General features: G+C 61.2%; 10 protein-coding genes. 4 read left to right on the plus strand and 6 right to left on the minus strand.

Annotated features, from left to right (window positions below; all coding sequences use genetic code 11):
- Positions 1 to 142: 142 nt before the first annotated feature.
- From GV818_RS15745 to mfd, 3 genes are read right to left on the minus strand one after another with little or no spacing between them, the layout of a single operon-like run.
- Positions 143 to 2833 (minus strand): DEAD/DEAH box helicase, encoded by a 2691-nt coding sequence (locus tag GV818_RS15745; RefSeq protein ID WP_161776963.1) that lies wholly within the window; start codon positions 2831 to 2833, stop codon positions 143 to 145.
- 11 nt (positions 2834 to 2844) lie between these two features.
- Positions 2845 to 3411: a CsiV family protein gene (locus GV818_RS15750; RefSeq protein ID WP_161776964.1), complete on the minus strand. Its 567-nt coding sequence runs from the start codon at positions 3409 to 3411 to the stop codon at positions 2845 to 2847.
- A 10-nt stretch (positions 3412 to 3421) separates the two neighbouring features.
- The gene (mfd, locus tag GV818_RS15755) at positions 3422 to 6871 is read right to left on the minus strand and encodes a transcription-repair coupling factor (protein ID WP_161776965.1); all 3450 of its coding nucleotides are present in this window, start codon (positions 6869 to 6871) and stop codon (positions 3422 to 3424) included.
- Between the two features lie 353 nt (positions 6872 to 7224).
- Between mfd and GV818_RS15760 the strand changes: the two genes are divergently transcribed.
- Complete coding sequence (locus GV818_RS15760; RefSeq protein ID WP_161759540.1) at positions 7225 to 8688, plus strand: glyceraldehyde-3-phosphate dehydrogenase; 1464 nt, start codon at positions 7225 to 7227, stop codon at positions 8686 to 8688.
- A gap of 126 nt (positions 8689 to 8814) precedes the next feature.
- On the opposite strand, the gene GV818_RS15765 is transcribed toward GV818_RS15760, so the two are convergent.
- Positions 8815 to 10113, minus strand: coding sequence for an MFS transporter (locus GV818_RS15765; RefSeq protein ID WP_161759541.1), 1299 nt, complete (start codon positions 10111 to 10113; stop codon positions 8815 to 8817).
- A 313-nt stretch (positions 10114 to 10426) separates the two neighbouring features.
- On the opposite strand from GV818_RS15765, the gene GV818_RS15770 reads away from it, so the two are divergent.
- A complete protein-coding gene (locus GV818_RS15770; protein ID WP_372242095.1) occupies positions 10427 to 11419 on the plus strand; it encodes an FAD:protein FMN transferase in 993 nt (330 codons plus the stop codon).
- 190 nt (positions 11420 to 11609) lie between these two features.
- Positions 11610 to 13004 carry a Si-specific NAD(P)(+) transhydrogenase gene (gene sthA / locus GV818_RS15775; RefSeq protein ID WP_161776966.1) on the plus strand — a complete coding sequence of 465 codons (1395 nt, stop codon included), beginning with the start codon at positions 11610 to 11612 and terminating at the stop codon, positions 13002 to 13004.
- Between the two features lie 42 nt (positions 13005 to 13046).
- Here sthA and GV818_RS15780 read toward each other — a convergent pair whose 3' ends face one another.
- Both GV818_RS15780 and GV818_RS15785 read right to left on the minus strand, forming a co-directional pair.
- The gene (locus GV818_RS15780; RefSeq protein ID WP_161759543.1) at positions 13047 to 13769 is read right to left on the minus strand and encodes a glycerophosphodiester phosphodiesterase; all 723 of its coding nucleotides are present in this window, start codon (positions 13767 to 13769) and stop codon (positions 13047 to 13049) included.
- A gap of 49 nt (positions 13770 to 13818) precedes the next feature.
- A complete protein-coding gene (locus GV818_RS15785; RefSeq protein ID WP_161759544.1) occupies positions 13819 to 14406 on the minus strand; it encodes a PilZ domain-containing protein in 588 nt (195 codons plus the stop codon).
- 94 nt (positions 14407 to 14500) lie between these two features.
- Between GV818_RS15785 and GV818_RS15790 the strand changes: the two genes are divergently transcribed.
- Positions 14501 to 15751, plus strand: coding sequence for a lipoprotein-releasing ABC transporter permease subunit (locus GV818_RS15790; protein ID WP_161759545.1), 1251 nt, complete (start codon positions 14501 to 14503; stop codon positions 15749 to 15751).
- The last annotated feature ends 4 nt before the right edge of the window (positions 15752 to 15755 follow it).

Here is a 15755-nt window from a genome sequence, read left to right on the forward strand (position 1 = left end):
GGGCGCTTGGCATTGGTGTCTTGCGCTTGTCGGTGAGCGAGGTGGCAGTTGAGGCTGTTGCCTCGACATGGCTGACAGATCATGACGTTCGCAGTGCAGTCATTGTCGGCTGCACTGTGGACGCTGGCTCGTCCTCAGCTGTTTAGCGGGCTGCTTGTTTATCCGGCAGCGGAGCGAACAGTGCTTCGATATCTTCGTTCTGCAGCTTCCAATCACCGGCCTTGCGGCCATCCAATACGCCTGCTGCGAGGTCCGATTTCTCCTGTTGCAGGTGCTGGATCTTCTCTTCCACGGTGCCCCGGGCAATCAGCTTGTAGACGAATACCGGTTTTTCCTGGCCAATGCGATAGGCGCGGTCGGTGGCCTGGCTCTCGGTTGCCGGGTTCCACCAGGGATCGTAGTGAATCACGGTGTCGGCCTCGGTCAGGTTGAGACCGACGCCGCCGGCCTTGAGGCTGATAAGGAAAATCTGCAGCTTGCCGCTCTGGAAGTCGCGCACCGGTGTACGTCGGTCCCGGGTCTGGCCGGTAAGCAGGGCGTAGGCGATGTTGCGTCGTTTCAGCTCAGCCTCAATCAGGCTCAGCATTGAGGTGAACTGCGAGAACAGGAGGATGCGCCGACCCTCTTCGAACAACTCCTCGAGCATCTCCATCAGGCTGTCGAGCTTGCCCGATGTACTGCCCCGTGCCGGTGGCGAATCGTTGACCAGGCGCAGGTCGCAGCACACCTGGCGCAGCTTGAGCAGCGCTTCGAGAATGATGATCTGACTGCGGGCCACGCCCTTGCGGGTGATTTCGTCGCGGACTTTCTTGTCCATGGCCAGGCGCATGGTTTCGTAGACGTCACGCTGCGCTTCGTTGAGCTCGACCCAGTGGATGATCTCGGTCTTGGGCGGCAGCTCGGTTGCCACTTGTTCCTTGGTTCTGCGCAGGAGGAAAGGCTTGATCCGGCCATTCAGGTGCTGCAGGCGTACTTCACTGGCATGCTTTTCGATCGGCACCCGATAGTCGCGGTTGAAGCTCTTGGCGTCACCAAGCCAACCCGGCAGCAGGAAGTGGAACAGTGACCAGAGTTCTCCCAGGTGGTTCTCCAGGGGCGTGCCGGACAGGCACAGGCGTTGGCGGGCATTGAGGTCCCGGGCAGCCTGGGCGGCCTTGCTCGACGGGTTCTTGATGTACTGCGCCTCGTCGAGGATCAGTACATGCAAGGGTTGTGCGGCCAGTTGTTCAATGTCCTTGGGCAGCAACGCGTAGGTGGTCAGCAGCAGGTCGTAATCGGCCAGCTGCCCGAAGTGCTTTTTGCGCCCGGCTCCGTACAGGGCCAGGACCTTGAGCTGCGGAGTGAAGTGCGCCGCTTCGTCCAGCCAGTTGGGAATCAGGCTGGTGGGCATGACTACCATGCAGGGGCGGTCCAGGCGGCCGGCGTTTTTTTCGCTGAGGATGTGCGCCAGGGTCTGCAGGGTTTTGCCCAGGCCCATGTCGTCGGCGAGGATGCCGCCGACTTCCAGCTGACGCAGTGACTGCATCCAGCTCAAGCCTTCCTGCTGGTAGGGGCGCAGAGTCGCGTTCAAACCCTCCGGGACCGGTGCCGAGTAGTCCTTGATGTCCCGCAGGCGCTGGGCAAAGGTGCGGATGTGCTCGCCGCCCTCCCAGAGCAGTGGCAGGTCCTGCAGCGGGTTCAGGCGTATGGCGTCGGCACTGCTCAGGCGCAGGGTGGTCTCGCCAGGTTCTTGCAGATAGAACTCACCCAGGGTCGCCAGCACCGGCTTCAGGCGCCCGTACGGCAGTGCCACTTGCAGCGGGCCATGCGCGGAGTTGGGGCGATGGGGAATGTTCACCAGGATCAGTTCATCATCGCGACGCCTGGCCAGGCGCTCTGGGTTGAGGATCTCGGTGTGGGAGCGCATCAGGTTGAGCAGGATGGGCAGAAGGCTCAGGCGTTCGCCGTTGACGATGATCCCCAGCTCCAGATCGAACCAGTCACGTCCGGGGGCTTCGTCGACACTGGCGTACCAGTCGTCCACTGCTGTCAGGTCGAAACCGAAGTCTTCATCGATCTGCAACTCCCAGTTCTGGCTGCGCAGCTTGGGCAGTTCATTGAGAGTGAAGGTTAGCCAGGCGCTGTCATTGGTCATCTCGAACAGATCGCCGGCGCTTTCCGGCAGGGCCTTGCTCTGTCGGGTGGCGATCTTGAAGCCCAGGCCCCGCAGTTGCTCGCGGTAGCCTTGTTCCATCTCCGGCTGGCGTTTGATCCGCAGGGTCTGGTGTTCCTGGCGGATGATCAGGTCGGCATTTTTCTGGCCGCTGACGTACTCGCCCCTATAGTTGAACGACAGCGCGGCGCGGTGCTGGATATAGCGCTGCATCTTGCCGTTGCGTGGTTCGAAGGCGCTGAATTCGATGCTCGCCAGCCACAGGCGCGGCACTGGCTGGACATCCTCCAGCAACTGTTGTGGCAGCGCTGCAGGGCGACGGCTGTCGAGGACGGCAGAAAGTTTCTCCAGCAGCTCGGCGTCTTTTGCCGCCGCCGGGTAGGCCAGGGTTTCTTCCACTTGCATCAGGACTGCGGCGACGTGCTTGCAGTTGCTGTGGACCGGACAGCTACAGTGCCCGTCGATCAGCAGCAGGTTGCCTTTGCTCGACTCACGCAGGCTGATGGTCTGCCGATAGACGTTGCCGCCAGAGCCTTCGCAGCTGGCATTGATAGCGCTGTCTCCAGCGCTGACGATACGCACGCGTTTATCCAGGGCGTAGCGTCGGCCGCGCTCCAAGGTTTGTTCCTTGAAGCGATTGACCCAGGACGGGGCGAGGGGTTTGGTCAGGGGCGGGGTCATAGGGACTTCAATCAGTCCGGTATTTCAGTTGGAGCAGGGCGGGGCGCGGGCGCGGTCAGCGAGGTGATCTTGATCAGCAGCGCCAGGTGGCCGTTGTCCAGATAGTTGAGCTGACCGTTCTTGGTATGGCTTTGCTGCTTCAGGTGTTCGCTGCGGGTGACCAGGCCATTGCTGTCGATCTGGTTGATCCAGAAATCCGCCTCGACATCGGTGAAGCGCCCGAGCTTGAGGCTCAGGGTGCCTTCGATGGGGTACTGGCCAAACTGTTCCGTTCCGTCGCTGAGGGCAATCTTGACCGGGTTTTCGCTCAGGGTCTGTTGCCAAGCCTTGTGCAGTAGCACGCTGTAGTCAGCGCTGGCGCCGAGTTTCTCGACGATGCCGCCCAGGGATGGGCTGCGCTGGTTGTCCGCAGCCAGGTGCTGGGCGCCGGCGGCCCAATCTTCCGGGGCCGCGTGGCTGAGGATCTGCGGCTCGGCGTTCTGCCGGACAAGGATCAATTCCACTTGGTACAGGTCGTCGGCAAAAGCCATTGGCGCGACCAGGGCCAGGAGCAGGGTCAACGAACAGAGCAGGCGCATGGGGCGTCCTTCAAGCAGTTTTCGGGGTGAGGCGCTCAAACAACGCCTCCAATGTATTAAAGCGCTCTTCCGGACGCGCCATCGGCACCATGAACTTGAACAGTGTTGCGCCTTCGAATTTGTAGCGTTTGGGTTGCCCCTGGATCAGCTTGATCAGTGCCAATGGGTCCACCGGGGTATCTGCGGCGAACTCGATGCGGCCACCCTGCGGGCCGCCGTCGACTTTCTTGATCCCCAGTTGTTCGGCCTGGAGTTTCAGCAGGGTCAGGCGGACCAGGTTCTTGGTCGGTTCCGGCAGCAGGCCGAAACGGTCGATCATTTCCACCTGCAGGTCCTTCAGGCCATCCTCGTCGGTGGCCGAAGCGATGCGCTTGTAGAGGATCAGGCGGGCGTGGACATCCGGCAGGTAGTCTTCGGGAATCAGTGCCGGCAGGCGCAGGTTGATTTCCGGGCCGCCGCCCAGGGGTTGGTCGAGGTTCGGCTGCTCGCCCTTGCGGATGGCTTTCACCGCGCGCTCGAGCATCTCCATGTAAAGGGTGAAGCCTACGGCCTGGATCTGGCCGCTCTGGCCGTCGCCCAGCAGTTCGCCGGCGCCGCGGATTTCCAGGTCGTTGGTGGCCAGTACGAAACCGGCTCCCAGGTCCTGGGTGTTAGCGATGGCTTCCAGGCGCTTTTCCGCGTCCGGGGTAATTTGTTGGCGCGGCGGCGTCAGCAGGTAGGCATACGCCTGGTGGTGACTGCGCCCGACCCGGCCACGCAACTGGTGCAACTGGGCCAGGCCGAACTTGTCGGCGCGCTCGATGATGATGGTGTTGGCGCTCGGCACGTCGATGCCGGTCTCGATGATGGTCGAGGCAATCAGCACGTTGAAGCGCTTATGGTAGAAGTCGCTCATCACCTGTTCGAGTTCGCGCTCGCGCATTTGTCCGTGGCCGATGCCAATCCGTGCTTCGGGCACCAGCTCGGCGAGCTCGGCGGCGCACTTCTCGATGGTCTTCACATCGTTGTGCAGGTAATACACTTGCCCGCCGCGCAGCAGTTCGCGCAGCAGGGCTTCTTTCACTGTGCTCTTGTTCTGCTCCATGACGAAGGTCCGCACCGACAGGCGTCGGGCCGGCGGGGTGGCGATGATCGACAGGTCGCGCATGCCCGAGACGGCCATGTTCAGGGTCCGCGGGATCGGCGTGGCGGTCAGGGTGAGGATGTCGACTTCACTACGCAGGGCCTTGAGCTGTTCTTTCTGACGAACACCGAAGCGGTGCTCTTCGTCGATGATCACCAGGCCGAGGTTCTTGATCTTCACATCGTCCTGCAGCAGCTTGTGGGTGCCGATGACGATGTCGATCTTGCCTTCGGCGAGGTCGGCCACCGCGGCGTTGACCTCTTTGGTCGACTTGAAGCGGCTCATCACCTCCACGGTCACCGGCCAGTCGGCGAAGCGGTCGCGGAAGCTGTTGTAGTGCTGCTGGGCGAGCAGGGTAGTGGGCACCAGGATCGCCACCTGGCGACCGCCGTGCACGGCAATAAAAGCTGCGCGCATTGCCACTTCGGTCTTGCCGAAGCCGACGTCGCCGCACACCAGGCGGTCCATCGGCTTGGGCGCGAGCATGTCGGCGCGTACTGCTTCGATGGTGGTTTGCTGGTCCGGGGTCTCCTCGAAAGGGAAGCCGGCACTGAAGGTTGCGTAGTCGGCTTTGGGATCGGCAAACGCGTAGCCTTCGCGTGCGGCGCGGCGGGCGTAGATGTCCAGCAGCTCGGCGGCGACGTCGCGCACTTGTTCGGCGGCTTTGCGCTTGGCTTTCTGCCAGGTTTCCGAGCCCAGGCGGTGCAGCGGGGCCAGGGCATCGTCGCTGCCGGTGTAGCGGGCGATCAGGTGCAGGTTGGCCACTGGCACATAGAGCTTGGCGCCCTCGGCGTAGGCCAGGGTGAGGAATTCAGCGACCTGATTGTCGATTTCCAGGGTCGCCAGGCCCAGGTAGCGGCCGACGCCGTGGTCGATATGCACCACCGGCGCGCCTTCGCGCAGCTCGGTGAGGTTCTTGATCACGGCATCGTTGTTGGCGTCGGCGCGTTTTTCCCGGCGCCGACGCTGCATCACTCTCTGGCCGAACAGCGGGCTCTCAGCCACCAGGGCCAGGGCCGGGTCGTCCAGCAGTAGACCTTCGTCCAGCGGAGCGATGGTAATCGCCAGGCGCTCTTTGCTTTTGACGAAATCCGGCCAGCTGTCGACGGTTTTTGGCCGCAGCTTCAGGCGTTCCAGCAACTCCAGCAGCACCTCGCGGCGCCCGGCGGATTCGGCGGTGAACAGCACCCGGCCGGGGAACTCGTCGAGGAAGCCGGAAAGCGCTGCCAGGGGTTGGTTGGCCTTGGCCTCGATGGCCAGGTTGGGCAGCTCATGGGCGGGGAAGCGTTCGCGGCCGACACCGGTTTCGATGTCTTGCTGGCTGGCGACCACGCGCGGCCAGTTTTTCAGGCGAGCGAAGCAGTCTTCCACCGGCAGGAACAGTTCCGCTGGTGGCAATAAAGGCCGGGACGGATCGACGCGGCGCTCTTCGTAGCGATTGCGTACGTCGTTCCAGAAGTTCTCTGCCGCCTGTTCAATGCCCGGTAGGGAGAACACTTGGGTGTCCTGGGGCAGGTAGTCGAACAGAGTGGAGGTGTCCTCGAAAAACAGCGGCAGGTAGTACTCGATACCGGCGGGGGTAATCCCGCTGCTCAGGTCCTGGAAGATCGGGCAGCGCCGGAAATCGACATCGAAGCGCTCGCGAAAACGCGCCTTGAAGCGGGTCACCGCGTCTTTCTGCAGAGGGAATTCCCTGGCCGGCAGCAGACGGATCGAATCGACCTTGTCTATGGAGCGCTGGTTCTCCGGATCGAAGGTGCGCAGGGTTTCGATTTCATCGTCGAACAGATCGATGCGGTAGGGCAGCTTGCTGCCCATCGGGAACAGGTCGATCAAGGCACCGCGCACGGCGAACTCGCCGTGCTCATAGACCGTATCCACGCAGCGATAGCCGCTGGCTTCCAGGCGTGTACGCATCTGCTCGACATCTAGCTTCTGGCCAACGTCCAGTACCAGGCTGCTGCCCAGCAGGAACTGGGTTGGCGCCAGGCGATGCAGGGCGGTGGTGATCGGTACCACCAGCACACCATGCTCCAGCTCCGGCAGCCGGTAGAGGCTGGCGATGCGCTGGGAAATGATGTCCTGGTGCGGCGAGAACAGGTCGTAGGGCAGGGTTTCCCAGTCAGGGAAATGCAGCACCGGCAGATCCGGGGCAAAGAAGCTCAGCTCCTGTTCCAGTCGGTCAGCGCTTTGGCTGTCGGCGGTCAGCAGGAGGGTGAAGCGCTTTGCAGCGCTAGCGGCTTCGGCGATGGCCAGGCTCAGGGCGGCACCGGGCAGATTGCCCCAATGCTGTTTGCCGGCGGCGGCAGGGAGTAGCGGTAGACGCAGGACGGGCACGGACGGTCAAGCTCCAAGCGTTGCGACAAAGTCGGTAATTGTAACGGCCCCGGGCAGTCACTGTCAGTGGCTGATGCGTCTATTACGCTGGTTGGAGGAAATGTAGTGGCTATGACAACAAAATGCGCTTTTCAGGGCGAAATGTAGTGCGGGATTGGCGCAGTGTTACGGAGGGTTACAGACAGTTTGGCTGGACCTCCAAAAAATTGACGCTGCTGGAGGCCCCGTGTTTACTGGCCTCTAGCGCAGTGGTATTTTTTTGCAAGGGCTTTTTGTTACGTTCCGCACGACAGGCGCGCATTGCTACGCGAGGTTCTCGGCGGCATAATGTAGCCCCTTTTTTCTGCCCCTACATGTGGAAGGTTCCCGTGACTCAGAAGCCCGACCAGTGTCTTGGTGAATGGATCGACCGTGAAGCACTCGCAGAAGCGATGATTCCGCTTATCGGTCAGCTGTACCGCAATAACAATGTGGTGAGCTCGATCTATGGCCGCAGCCTGATCAACCAGTCTGTCATCGCGATTCTCAAAGCCCACCGCTTTGCTCGCCACCGTTCCTCCGACGACAGCGAACTCTCCGTCCACGAAACATTCCCTCTGCTGAAGGCCATGAGCGAGCTCAAGCTCGGCGCGGCTTCGGTAGATCTGGGCAAGTTGGCGTTCAAATTCCGTAACGAAGGCAATGGCCGCAGCGCCGAGCAGTTCGTTCGCGAAGAAATGGCTGACGTGGTTGGTCAGCAAAATACTTCGGCCCGCAAAGGCACTGACGTGGTGCTGTACGGCTTCGGTCGTATCGGCCGTCTGCTGGCACGCATCCTGATCGAAAAAACCGGTGGTGGCGACGGCCTGCGTCTGCGCGCCATCGTGGTGCGTAAAGGCGCTGAAAACGACCTGACCAAACGCGCCAGCCTGCTGCGCCGCGATTCGGTTCATGGTTCGTTCAACGGCACCATCACTATCGACGAAGAAAACAACACCATCACCGCTAACGGCAACCTGATCCAGGTTATCTACGCGAAGAACCCGACTGAAGTGGATTACACCCAGTACGGGATCAAGAACGCGCTGCTGGTGGACAACACCGGTGTATGGCGTGACGCCGACGGCCTGGGCCAGCACCTGGCCTGCCCGGGTATCGACCGCGTTGTTCTGACCGCGCCTGGCAAAGGCAAGCTGAAGAACATCGTTCACGGTATCAACCACAGCGAAATCACCGCTGACGACAAGATCGTGTCCGCCGCTTCCTGCACCACCAACGCCATCGTGCCGGTGCTGAAGGCTGTGAATGACAAGTTCGGCATCATCAACGGTCACGTCGAAACCGTTCACTCGTACACCAACGACCAGAACCTGATCGACAACTTCCACAAGGGCGATCGCCGTGGCCGTAGCGCCGCGCTGAACATGGTGATCACTGAAACCGGTGCTGCTACCGCTGCTGCCAAGGCCCTGCCTGAGCTGGCCGGCAAGCTGACCGGTAACGCGATCCGCGTTCCAACGCCGAACGTGTCGATGGCCATTCTCAACCTGAACCTTGAGAAAGCCGCTACCCGTGAAGAGATGAACGAGTACCTGCGCTACATGGCGCTGCACTCCGATCTGCACAAGCAAATCGACTTCGTCAATTCCCAGGAAGTGGTGTCCACTGACTTCGTGGGCTCGCGTCACGCCGGTGTGGTCGACGCTGAAGCGACCATCGTTCAGGACAACCGCGTTGTGCTGTACGTCTGGTACGACAACGAGTTCGGTTACAGCTGCCAGGTAGTGCGGGTGATGGAAGACATGGCTGGGGTCAACCCGCCAGCGTTCCCACGCTAAGCACTCTGCAGAAATGAAAACGCCCCGACATGTCGGGGCGTTTTTGTTTGTGGCCTTCTCCGGCAAGCCAACCCCTACATGGAAGAGGCGAGATTGCCGTAGGGGGCGCCTTGCCAGCTAGGCCTTTCAGGCACCGCCGACGGTTGCCGCTTGCGCTGTGCGCAAGGCGTGACGATTGCCGCGAAACAGCACCAGGGTGGCGATCAGCCCCAGCACCGCTGCGCCGCTGAGCCAGATCCCCGGTGCCGCCTGGTTGCCCAGTACGTGAATCAGATAGGTACAGACCGCTGGAGTGAAGCCACCGAAGGTTGCGGTGGCGAGGCTGTAGGCCAGGGAGAAACCAGTGGTGCGCACCTCGACTGGCATGATCTCGGTCAGGGCCACCACCATGGCGCCGTTGTACGAGCCATAGAGGAAGGACAGCCACAACTCGACGATTAGCAGGTGGCTGAAGCTCGGATTGGCTACCAGCCAGGACAGCGCTGGATAAGCCGTGAGGATTGCCAGGATGGTGGCGCTCAGCAGCAGCGGCTTGCGCCCGATCTTGTCCGACAGCGAGCCCATTACCGGCAGCCAGAAGAAGTTCGACAGGCCGATGCACACGGTCACCAGCAGAGCGTCGAAATCCGACAGGTGCAGTTCGGTCTTGCCGAAGGTCGGGGTGTAGGCGGTGATCAGGTAGAAGGACACGGTGGTCATCACCACCAAGGCCATGCCGGCGATGACAATGCCGAAGTTCTGACCGATGGAGCGGACGATTTCCTGCAACGAAGGGCGATGCTTGCGGGCCTGGAATTCCGGGGTTTCCTCCAGGGAGCGGCGGATGATGAAAATCGCCGGAACAATCATGCAACCCACCAGGAATGGCACGCGCCAGCCCCAATCCCCCATTTGCTCGGGGCTCAGCCAGTGGTTCAGGCCAACGCCGAGCAAGCCGGCGAACACCACTGCGGCCTGTTGACTTGCCGATTGCCAGCTGACGAAGAAGCCCTTGCGGCCTGGAGTGGCAATTTCGGCCAGGTACACCGAGACGCCGCCCAGTTCGACGCCTGCGGAGAAGCCCTGCAGCAGGCGTCCCAGCAGCACCAGCAATGGCGCGGCAACGCCAAGGGTGGCATAGCCTGGCACGCAGGCAATCAATACGGTGCCCGCGGCCATCAGGGCCAGGGTGATGATCAGGCCCTTGCGGCGGCCGTGACGGTCAATGTAGGCACCGAGGAAGATCGCCCCCAAAGGGCGCATCAGGAAGCCGGCACCGAAGGTCGCCAGGGACAGCATCAGCGAGGCGAATGCACTCTCGGCAGGAAAGAAGGTCTTGGCGATTGCGGTGGCGTAGAAGCCATAGACCATGAAGTCGAACATCTCGAGAAAGTTGCCGCTGACAACGCGAAAAATCGCCTTGCCTTTGCCCGTGGTCGTGGACATGTTTTTCACTCACTTTGGCTGTCTTGTTAGCAATCCCTGGTCGTTATGCGTCCCTCACTGCAAAGTCGGGGCTCGAGGCTGCACGCTGAACAGTTTTGTAACGATATGTGTATAAAAGCCATCCAGCAACAAAAACTCTTGGATGGACTTTGCCGGCTCTAGGTCGGGGTTCGGCCCGTGGGCGAGGGCTGTAGGGAGGTGCGCAGGCAGACGCCGTCTGTCGCATAATGGCGTTTTGCATTGAGAGCCAGCCCTGCGGGGTGGTTGATCGGGAGAGAAAGCCTTGCCAGGTAACCAGCGGTGGCGATGGGGGATGTCATGGGCGGCGATGCTGCTGTTGGCGGGATGTGGGGGCGATCACCTGGAGAGCGTCTCCGGTCCGACCATGGGCAGCACCTATTCCGTGCAGTATGTGCGCCATGCCAATGGCCCGGCAGCGTCGCTGGTCAAGACCGAGGTCGAGGGAATCTTGGCTGAGGTCGATCGGCAGATGTCCACCTATCGCAGTGATTCGGATATCGAGCGTTTCAATGATTTGCCGGCCAACAGTTGTCAGCCGATGCCTGAACCGGTGCTGCAATTGGTGCGGGTGGGCGAGCAGCTGTCCCGGGACAGCGATGGCGCTTTTGACCTGACGGTGGAGCCGCTGCTCAATCTCTGGGGTTTTGGTCCCCAGGGGCGAGAGGAAAAGGTCCCGAGCGCCGCGGCGCTGGCCGAGGTGCGGGCGCGGGTTGGCTATGAGCAGTTGCATATCAAGGGGGCGGAATTGTGCAAGGACGCGGCAGTGGAGGTGGACTTCAATAGCATTGCCGCCGGCTACGCCGTGGACCGTATCGCTGCCAGGCTTGTGGAATTGCGGATCGACAGTTTCCTTGTCGAGGCCACGGGCGAGCTCAAGGCGGTGGGTCACAAGGTTGATGGTTCACCCTGGCGCATTGCCCTGGAAGAGCCCCGGGATGATCAGCAAGTGGCCCAGCGAGTAATTGCTCTGGACGGTTATGGTGTATCCACGTCCGGCGACTACCGTAATTACTTCGAGCAGGACGGCCAGCGTTACTCCCACACTTTTGATGCTCGAGCCGGCAAGCCCATTACTCACCAGTTGGCCTCGGTGACGGTGATTCATCCTTCGACGCTGATGGCCGATGGCTTATCGACGTTGTTGTTGATACTCGGCCCGGAGGCCGGTTGGGATTACGCGGAAAAACACGCGATCGCAGCATTTTTTGTGATGCGTGCCGATACAGGATTCGTCACACGCAGCAACCCGGAGTTCGATCGGCTGTTCGCTGGGCCAAAACACTAGCCTTGCGCAGCTGTAGTGCAGGCAAAAGTAGCCTACGACGCGACCAAGGGTTAATGTGCGCGGCGTTGACGCTTCTATAGACTGTGCCCGGGTTCGTAACCGAGCCAAATTGATCCTTCATGCCGCTGGCCGCGGCATGATTTAGCCGGAGATGCCAGAAGGGCATCTCGGCCTGTTCTGAGGAGTACGCATGGCTGTCTACAACTACGACGTAGTGGTGCTGGGCTCAGGCCCCGCTGGAGAAGGTGCGGCAATGAACGCCGCGAAAGCAGGACGCAAAGTGGCGATGGTCGATAGCCGTCGTCAGGTCGGCGGTAACTGCACCCACCTGGGTACCATTCCGTCCAAGGCCCTGCGTCACTCGGTCCGGCAGATCATGCAGTTCAACACCAACCCGATGTTCCGGGCCATTGGCGAGCCGCGCTGGTTTTCCTTTCCGGACGTGCTCAAGAGCGCCGAGAAGGTTATCTCCAAGCAGGTGGCTTCGCGCACCGGCTACTACGCCCGTAACCGGGTCGACGTGTTCTTCGGCACCGGCAGCTTTGCTGACGAGCAGACCGTTGAAGTGGTCTGCGCCAACGGCGTAGTGGAAAAGCTGGTGGCCAAGCACATCATCATCGCCACCGGCTCGCGCCCTTATCGCCCGGCGGACATCGATTTTGGCCACCCGCGTATCTACGATAGCGACACCATCCTCAGTCTCGGCCACACCCCGCGCAAACTCATCGTTTACGGTGCTGGGGTCATCGGTTGCGAATACGCTTCGATCTTCAGCGGCCTTGGGGTGCTGGTAGAGCTGGTGGATAACCGCGGCCAGTTGCTCAGCTTCCTCGACTCCGAGATCTCCCAGGCCCTGAGCTATCACTTCAGCAACAACAACATCACCGTGCGCCACAACGAGGAATATGACCGCGTTGAAGGCGTAGATAGCGGGGTGATCCTGCATCTGAAGTCCGGCAAGAAGATCAAGGCCGACGCCTTGCTCTGGTGCAACGGCCGTACCGGCAATACCGACAAGCTGGGCATGGAGAATATCGGGGTCAAGGTCAATAGCCGTGGCCAGATCGAAGTGGACGAGAACTATCGCACTTGCGTGCCGAACATCTACGGTGCCGGTGATGTGATCGGCTGGCCGAGCCTGGCCAGTGCCGCTCACGACCAGGGTCGTTCGGCCGCTGGCAGCATCGTCGACAATGGCAGCTGGCGCTTCGTCAACGACGTGCCGACCGGGATCTACACCATTCCCGAGATCAGCTCGATCGGCAAGAACGAGCAGGAGCTGACCCAGGCCAAGGTGCCTTACGAAGTGGGCAAGGCGTTCTTCAAGGGTATGGCCCGTGCGCAGATCGCTGGCGAGCCGCAAGGCATGCTGAAGATCCTGTTCCACCGGGAAACCCTGGAAGTCCTCGGCGTGCACTGCTTCGGCTACCAGGCTTCGGAAATCGTCCACATTGGCCAGGCGATCATGAACCAGCCGGGCGAGCACAACACCCTGAAGTACTTCGTCAACACCACCTTCAACTACCCGACCATGGCCGAAGCCTATCGGGTAGCCGCGTACGACGGCCTCAACCGGCTTTTTTGAGCGGCTCCGGCCGGTGGCCTGAGCCGGCCGGGGAGACCGATTTCAGTAATTCTCGAGAGTGGCGCTGGCCAAACCGGGAAAGTCTGTAATCAGGCTATCTACGCCGAAGTCGGCGAGTCTGCGCATCAGCGCGGGCTCGTTGACCGTCCATACCGACACATGCAAACCCTGACGCTGCGCCCGTTGCAGCCGCTCCGGGGTGCACAGGGTCCAGTTCAGCGCAAGAATCTCGCAGCCATAGCTCTGGGCGACCTTCAACGGGTCGAGCCAGGCGTATTCGGCTACCAGTCCGCGAGACAGGTCCGGGGTCAGCTCGACCGCGGCCTTCAGCACTTCCCGGGAGCTTGAGGTCACAGTGACCTTGTCCAGCAGGCCAAAGCGTTGGGCCATCTCGCGAATCGCCAGTACCGTAGTTGCGGCACGGGTGCGCGAGGCGCTTTTGACTTCCAGTTGCCAGTGCTCGAAATCGCACTTCTCGAACAGCTCCTCCAGGCGCGGAATAGGGCAGGGGGTGATCCATCCCGGGCCGCCTTTGCGTGCATCGTAGGTCGCCAGGTTGGCGGCGGAATGTTCCACTACCTTGCCACGCCGGTCTGTGGTGCGCTTGAGGGTCGGGTCATGAATCACCATCAGCTCGCCGTCCATGGACAGGTGCAGGTCGAGCTCGCAACGGCGGACGCCGTGCTTGAGGCATTCCTGAAAGCTGGTCAGGGTGTTTTCCGGTGCTTCGCCTTTAGCGCCGCGATGGCCATAGATCAGGGTCACAATTGCTCCTTCACGGATGTTGTTCGTTAAGAGAGGGTCAGGCAGTTGCTCAACTGGCGGCCGGGTCGTTCTGCTCCCGGGCCAGACGGCGTTGCTGGGCCTGTTTTTGCAGGATATAGCGCGCCAGCAACTGACGCTGGGCATCGGTCAATGCTTCGAACTCGGTACCGATCTCGAAGGTGCCAAAGCTCTGTGGTTCGCAGTGAGTGACCTTGGCCCGCAGCAGCAGGCCCGAGGCCTGCGGCATCAGCAGCAGTTTGACCGCCAGGTGGCTGCCGCTGGGGTAGCACTGGTGATGGTTGAACTCGATGCCGCCTTCGGAGAGGACAACCCGCTGCGGCTCGCCGAACTTGCCGAACACGGTCTGTGCCACCACCTGGCCGAGCAGGTCGATGCGTTTGTTCATGGCCTTGAGGTAGTTGGCCAGGGTGCGGTCGCGCTCGCTGACCTGGCGCAGCAGGTGCTGGGATTCGAATTCGCTGAGGTGCAGTTCACTGAGCAAATTGAACAGTGGGGACTCATCCTGCAACACTTCCTTGCTCGCCGCGTCATGGGCGGACAAGGGGCTAATTTCCAGTGCGATCGTGTCCTCGATACGGTAGTATTCGCGGCGATCTTCTTCATCTAATGTCGACATGGCGAACCCATGGTAGAGGCAGTGGTCTGAGTGTAAAGCTGCTTACCAGGCCCCGCCACAAGGACGTCTTCTTTTCCTCCGAACAAGCCCCGACATGTTCAGACCTCTGTTTGCATTTATTGGCACGCGTTATACCCGTGCAAAGCGTCGCAATCATTTTGTGTCATTCATTTCCCTGACCTCGATGATCGGACTCGCCCTTGGCGTGATCGTGATGATCGTGGTGCTGTCGGTGATGAATGGCTTCGATCATGAGATGCGCACTCGCGTGCTGGGCATGGTGCCCCACGCCACCATCGAATCCGGTGAGCCCATCAGCGACTGGCAAGGCCTGGCCGACAAGGTCAAGCAGAACCCGAAAGTCCTGGCTGTGGCGCCGTTCACCCAGATGCAGGGCCTGCTGACCAACCAGGGTCAGGTGCAGAAGGTGCTGCTCAATGCCATCGATCCGGCCCAAGAACGGCAGGTGTCGATCATCGACCACTTCATGCAACAGGGTCAGCTGGACGCACTGGCGCCCGGCAGCTTCGGCATCGTCATCGGTGACAAGGCGGCGGCCAAGCTGGGCGTTGGCCTGGGCGACAAGCTGACCTTCGTCGCTCCGGAAGTCACGGTGACCCCGGCCGGCATGTTCCCGCGAATGAAGCGGTTTACCGTGGTGGGGATTTTCCACGTCGGCGCCGGTGAGATCGACGGTTACCTGGGCCTGACCAACCTCGAAGACCTGGCTCGCCTGCATCGCTGGAAGCCGGATCAGGTCCAGGGCCTGCGGCTGAAGTTCGACGACCTGTTCCAGGCGCCGCGCACTGCCTGGGAAATCGCCCAGCAGTTGGGTGAGAACCATTATTACGCTCGTGACTGGACCCGTACCCACGGCAACCTGTACCAGGCCATCCGCATGGAAAAAGCCATGATCGGCCTGTTGTTGCTGCTGATCGTCGCGGTGGCCGCGTTCAACATCATCTCGACCCTGGTGATGGTGGTGAACGACAAGAAGGGCGATATCGCCATCTTGCGCACCCTTGGCGCGACCCCCGGGACCATCATGGCGATCTTCATGGTCCAGGGCACGGTGATTGGCGTGGTCGGCACTTTGATCGGCGCGGTACTGGGGATGCTCGCTGCGTTGAATGTCAGCGCCGCGATCTCCGGTCTGGAAGGCCTGATCGGGCACAAATTCCTGAATGCCGACGTGTACTTCATCGACTACCTGCCGTCGCAACTGATGGCTGAGGACGTGTTGATGGTCTGCGGTGCGGCGCTAGTCCTGAGTTTCCTCGCCACCCTGTATCCAGCCTGGCGTGCTGCGCGCACCCAGCCTGCGGAGGCGCTACGTTATGAGTGAGTTG

Source organism: Pseudomonas sp. Fl4BN1, assembly GCF_009908285.1.
In the GTDB taxonomy this organism is placed as follows: domain Bacteria; phylum Pseudomonadota; class Gammaproteobacteria; order Pseudomonadales; family Pseudomonadaceae; genus Aquipseudomonas.

What these genes read in the sequence shown, in the direction of transcription:
- GV818_RS15745 (WP_161776963.1), bottom strand. Translation starts at nt 2,833, where the DNA reads ATGACCCCGCCCCTGACCAAACCCCTCGCCCCGTCCTGGGTCAATCGC.
- GV818_RS15750 (WP_161776964.1), bottom strand. Translation starts at nt 3,411, where the DNA reads ATGCGCCTGCTCTGTTCGTTGACCCTGCTCCTGGCCCTGGTCGCGCCA.
- GV818_RS15760 (WP_161759540.1), top strand. Translation starts at nt 7,225, where the DNA reads ATGTGGAAGGTTCCCGTGACTCAGAAGCCCGACCAGTGTCTTGGTGAA.
- GV818_RS15765 (WP_161759541.1), bottom strand. Translation starts at nt 10,113, where the DNA reads ATGTCCACGACCACGGGCAAAGGCAAGGCGATTTTTCGCGTTGTCAGC.
- GV818_RS15770 (WP_372242095.1), top strand. Translation starts at nt 10,427, where the DNA reads ATGTCATGGGCGGCGATGCTGCTGTTGGCGGGATGTGGGGGCGATCAC.
- sthA (WP_161776966.1), top strand. Translation starts at nt 11,610, where the DNA reads ATGGCTGTCTACAACTACGACGTAGTGGTGCTGGGCTCAGGCCCCGCT.
- GV818_RS15785 (WP_161759544.1), bottom strand. Translation starts at nt 14,406, where the DNA reads ATGTCGACATTAGATGAAGAAGATCGCCGCGAATACTACCGTATCGAG.
- GV818_RS15790 (WP_161759545.1), top strand. Translation starts at nt 14,501, where the DNA reads ATGTTCAGACCTCTGTTTGCATTTATTGGCACGCGTTATACCCGTGCA.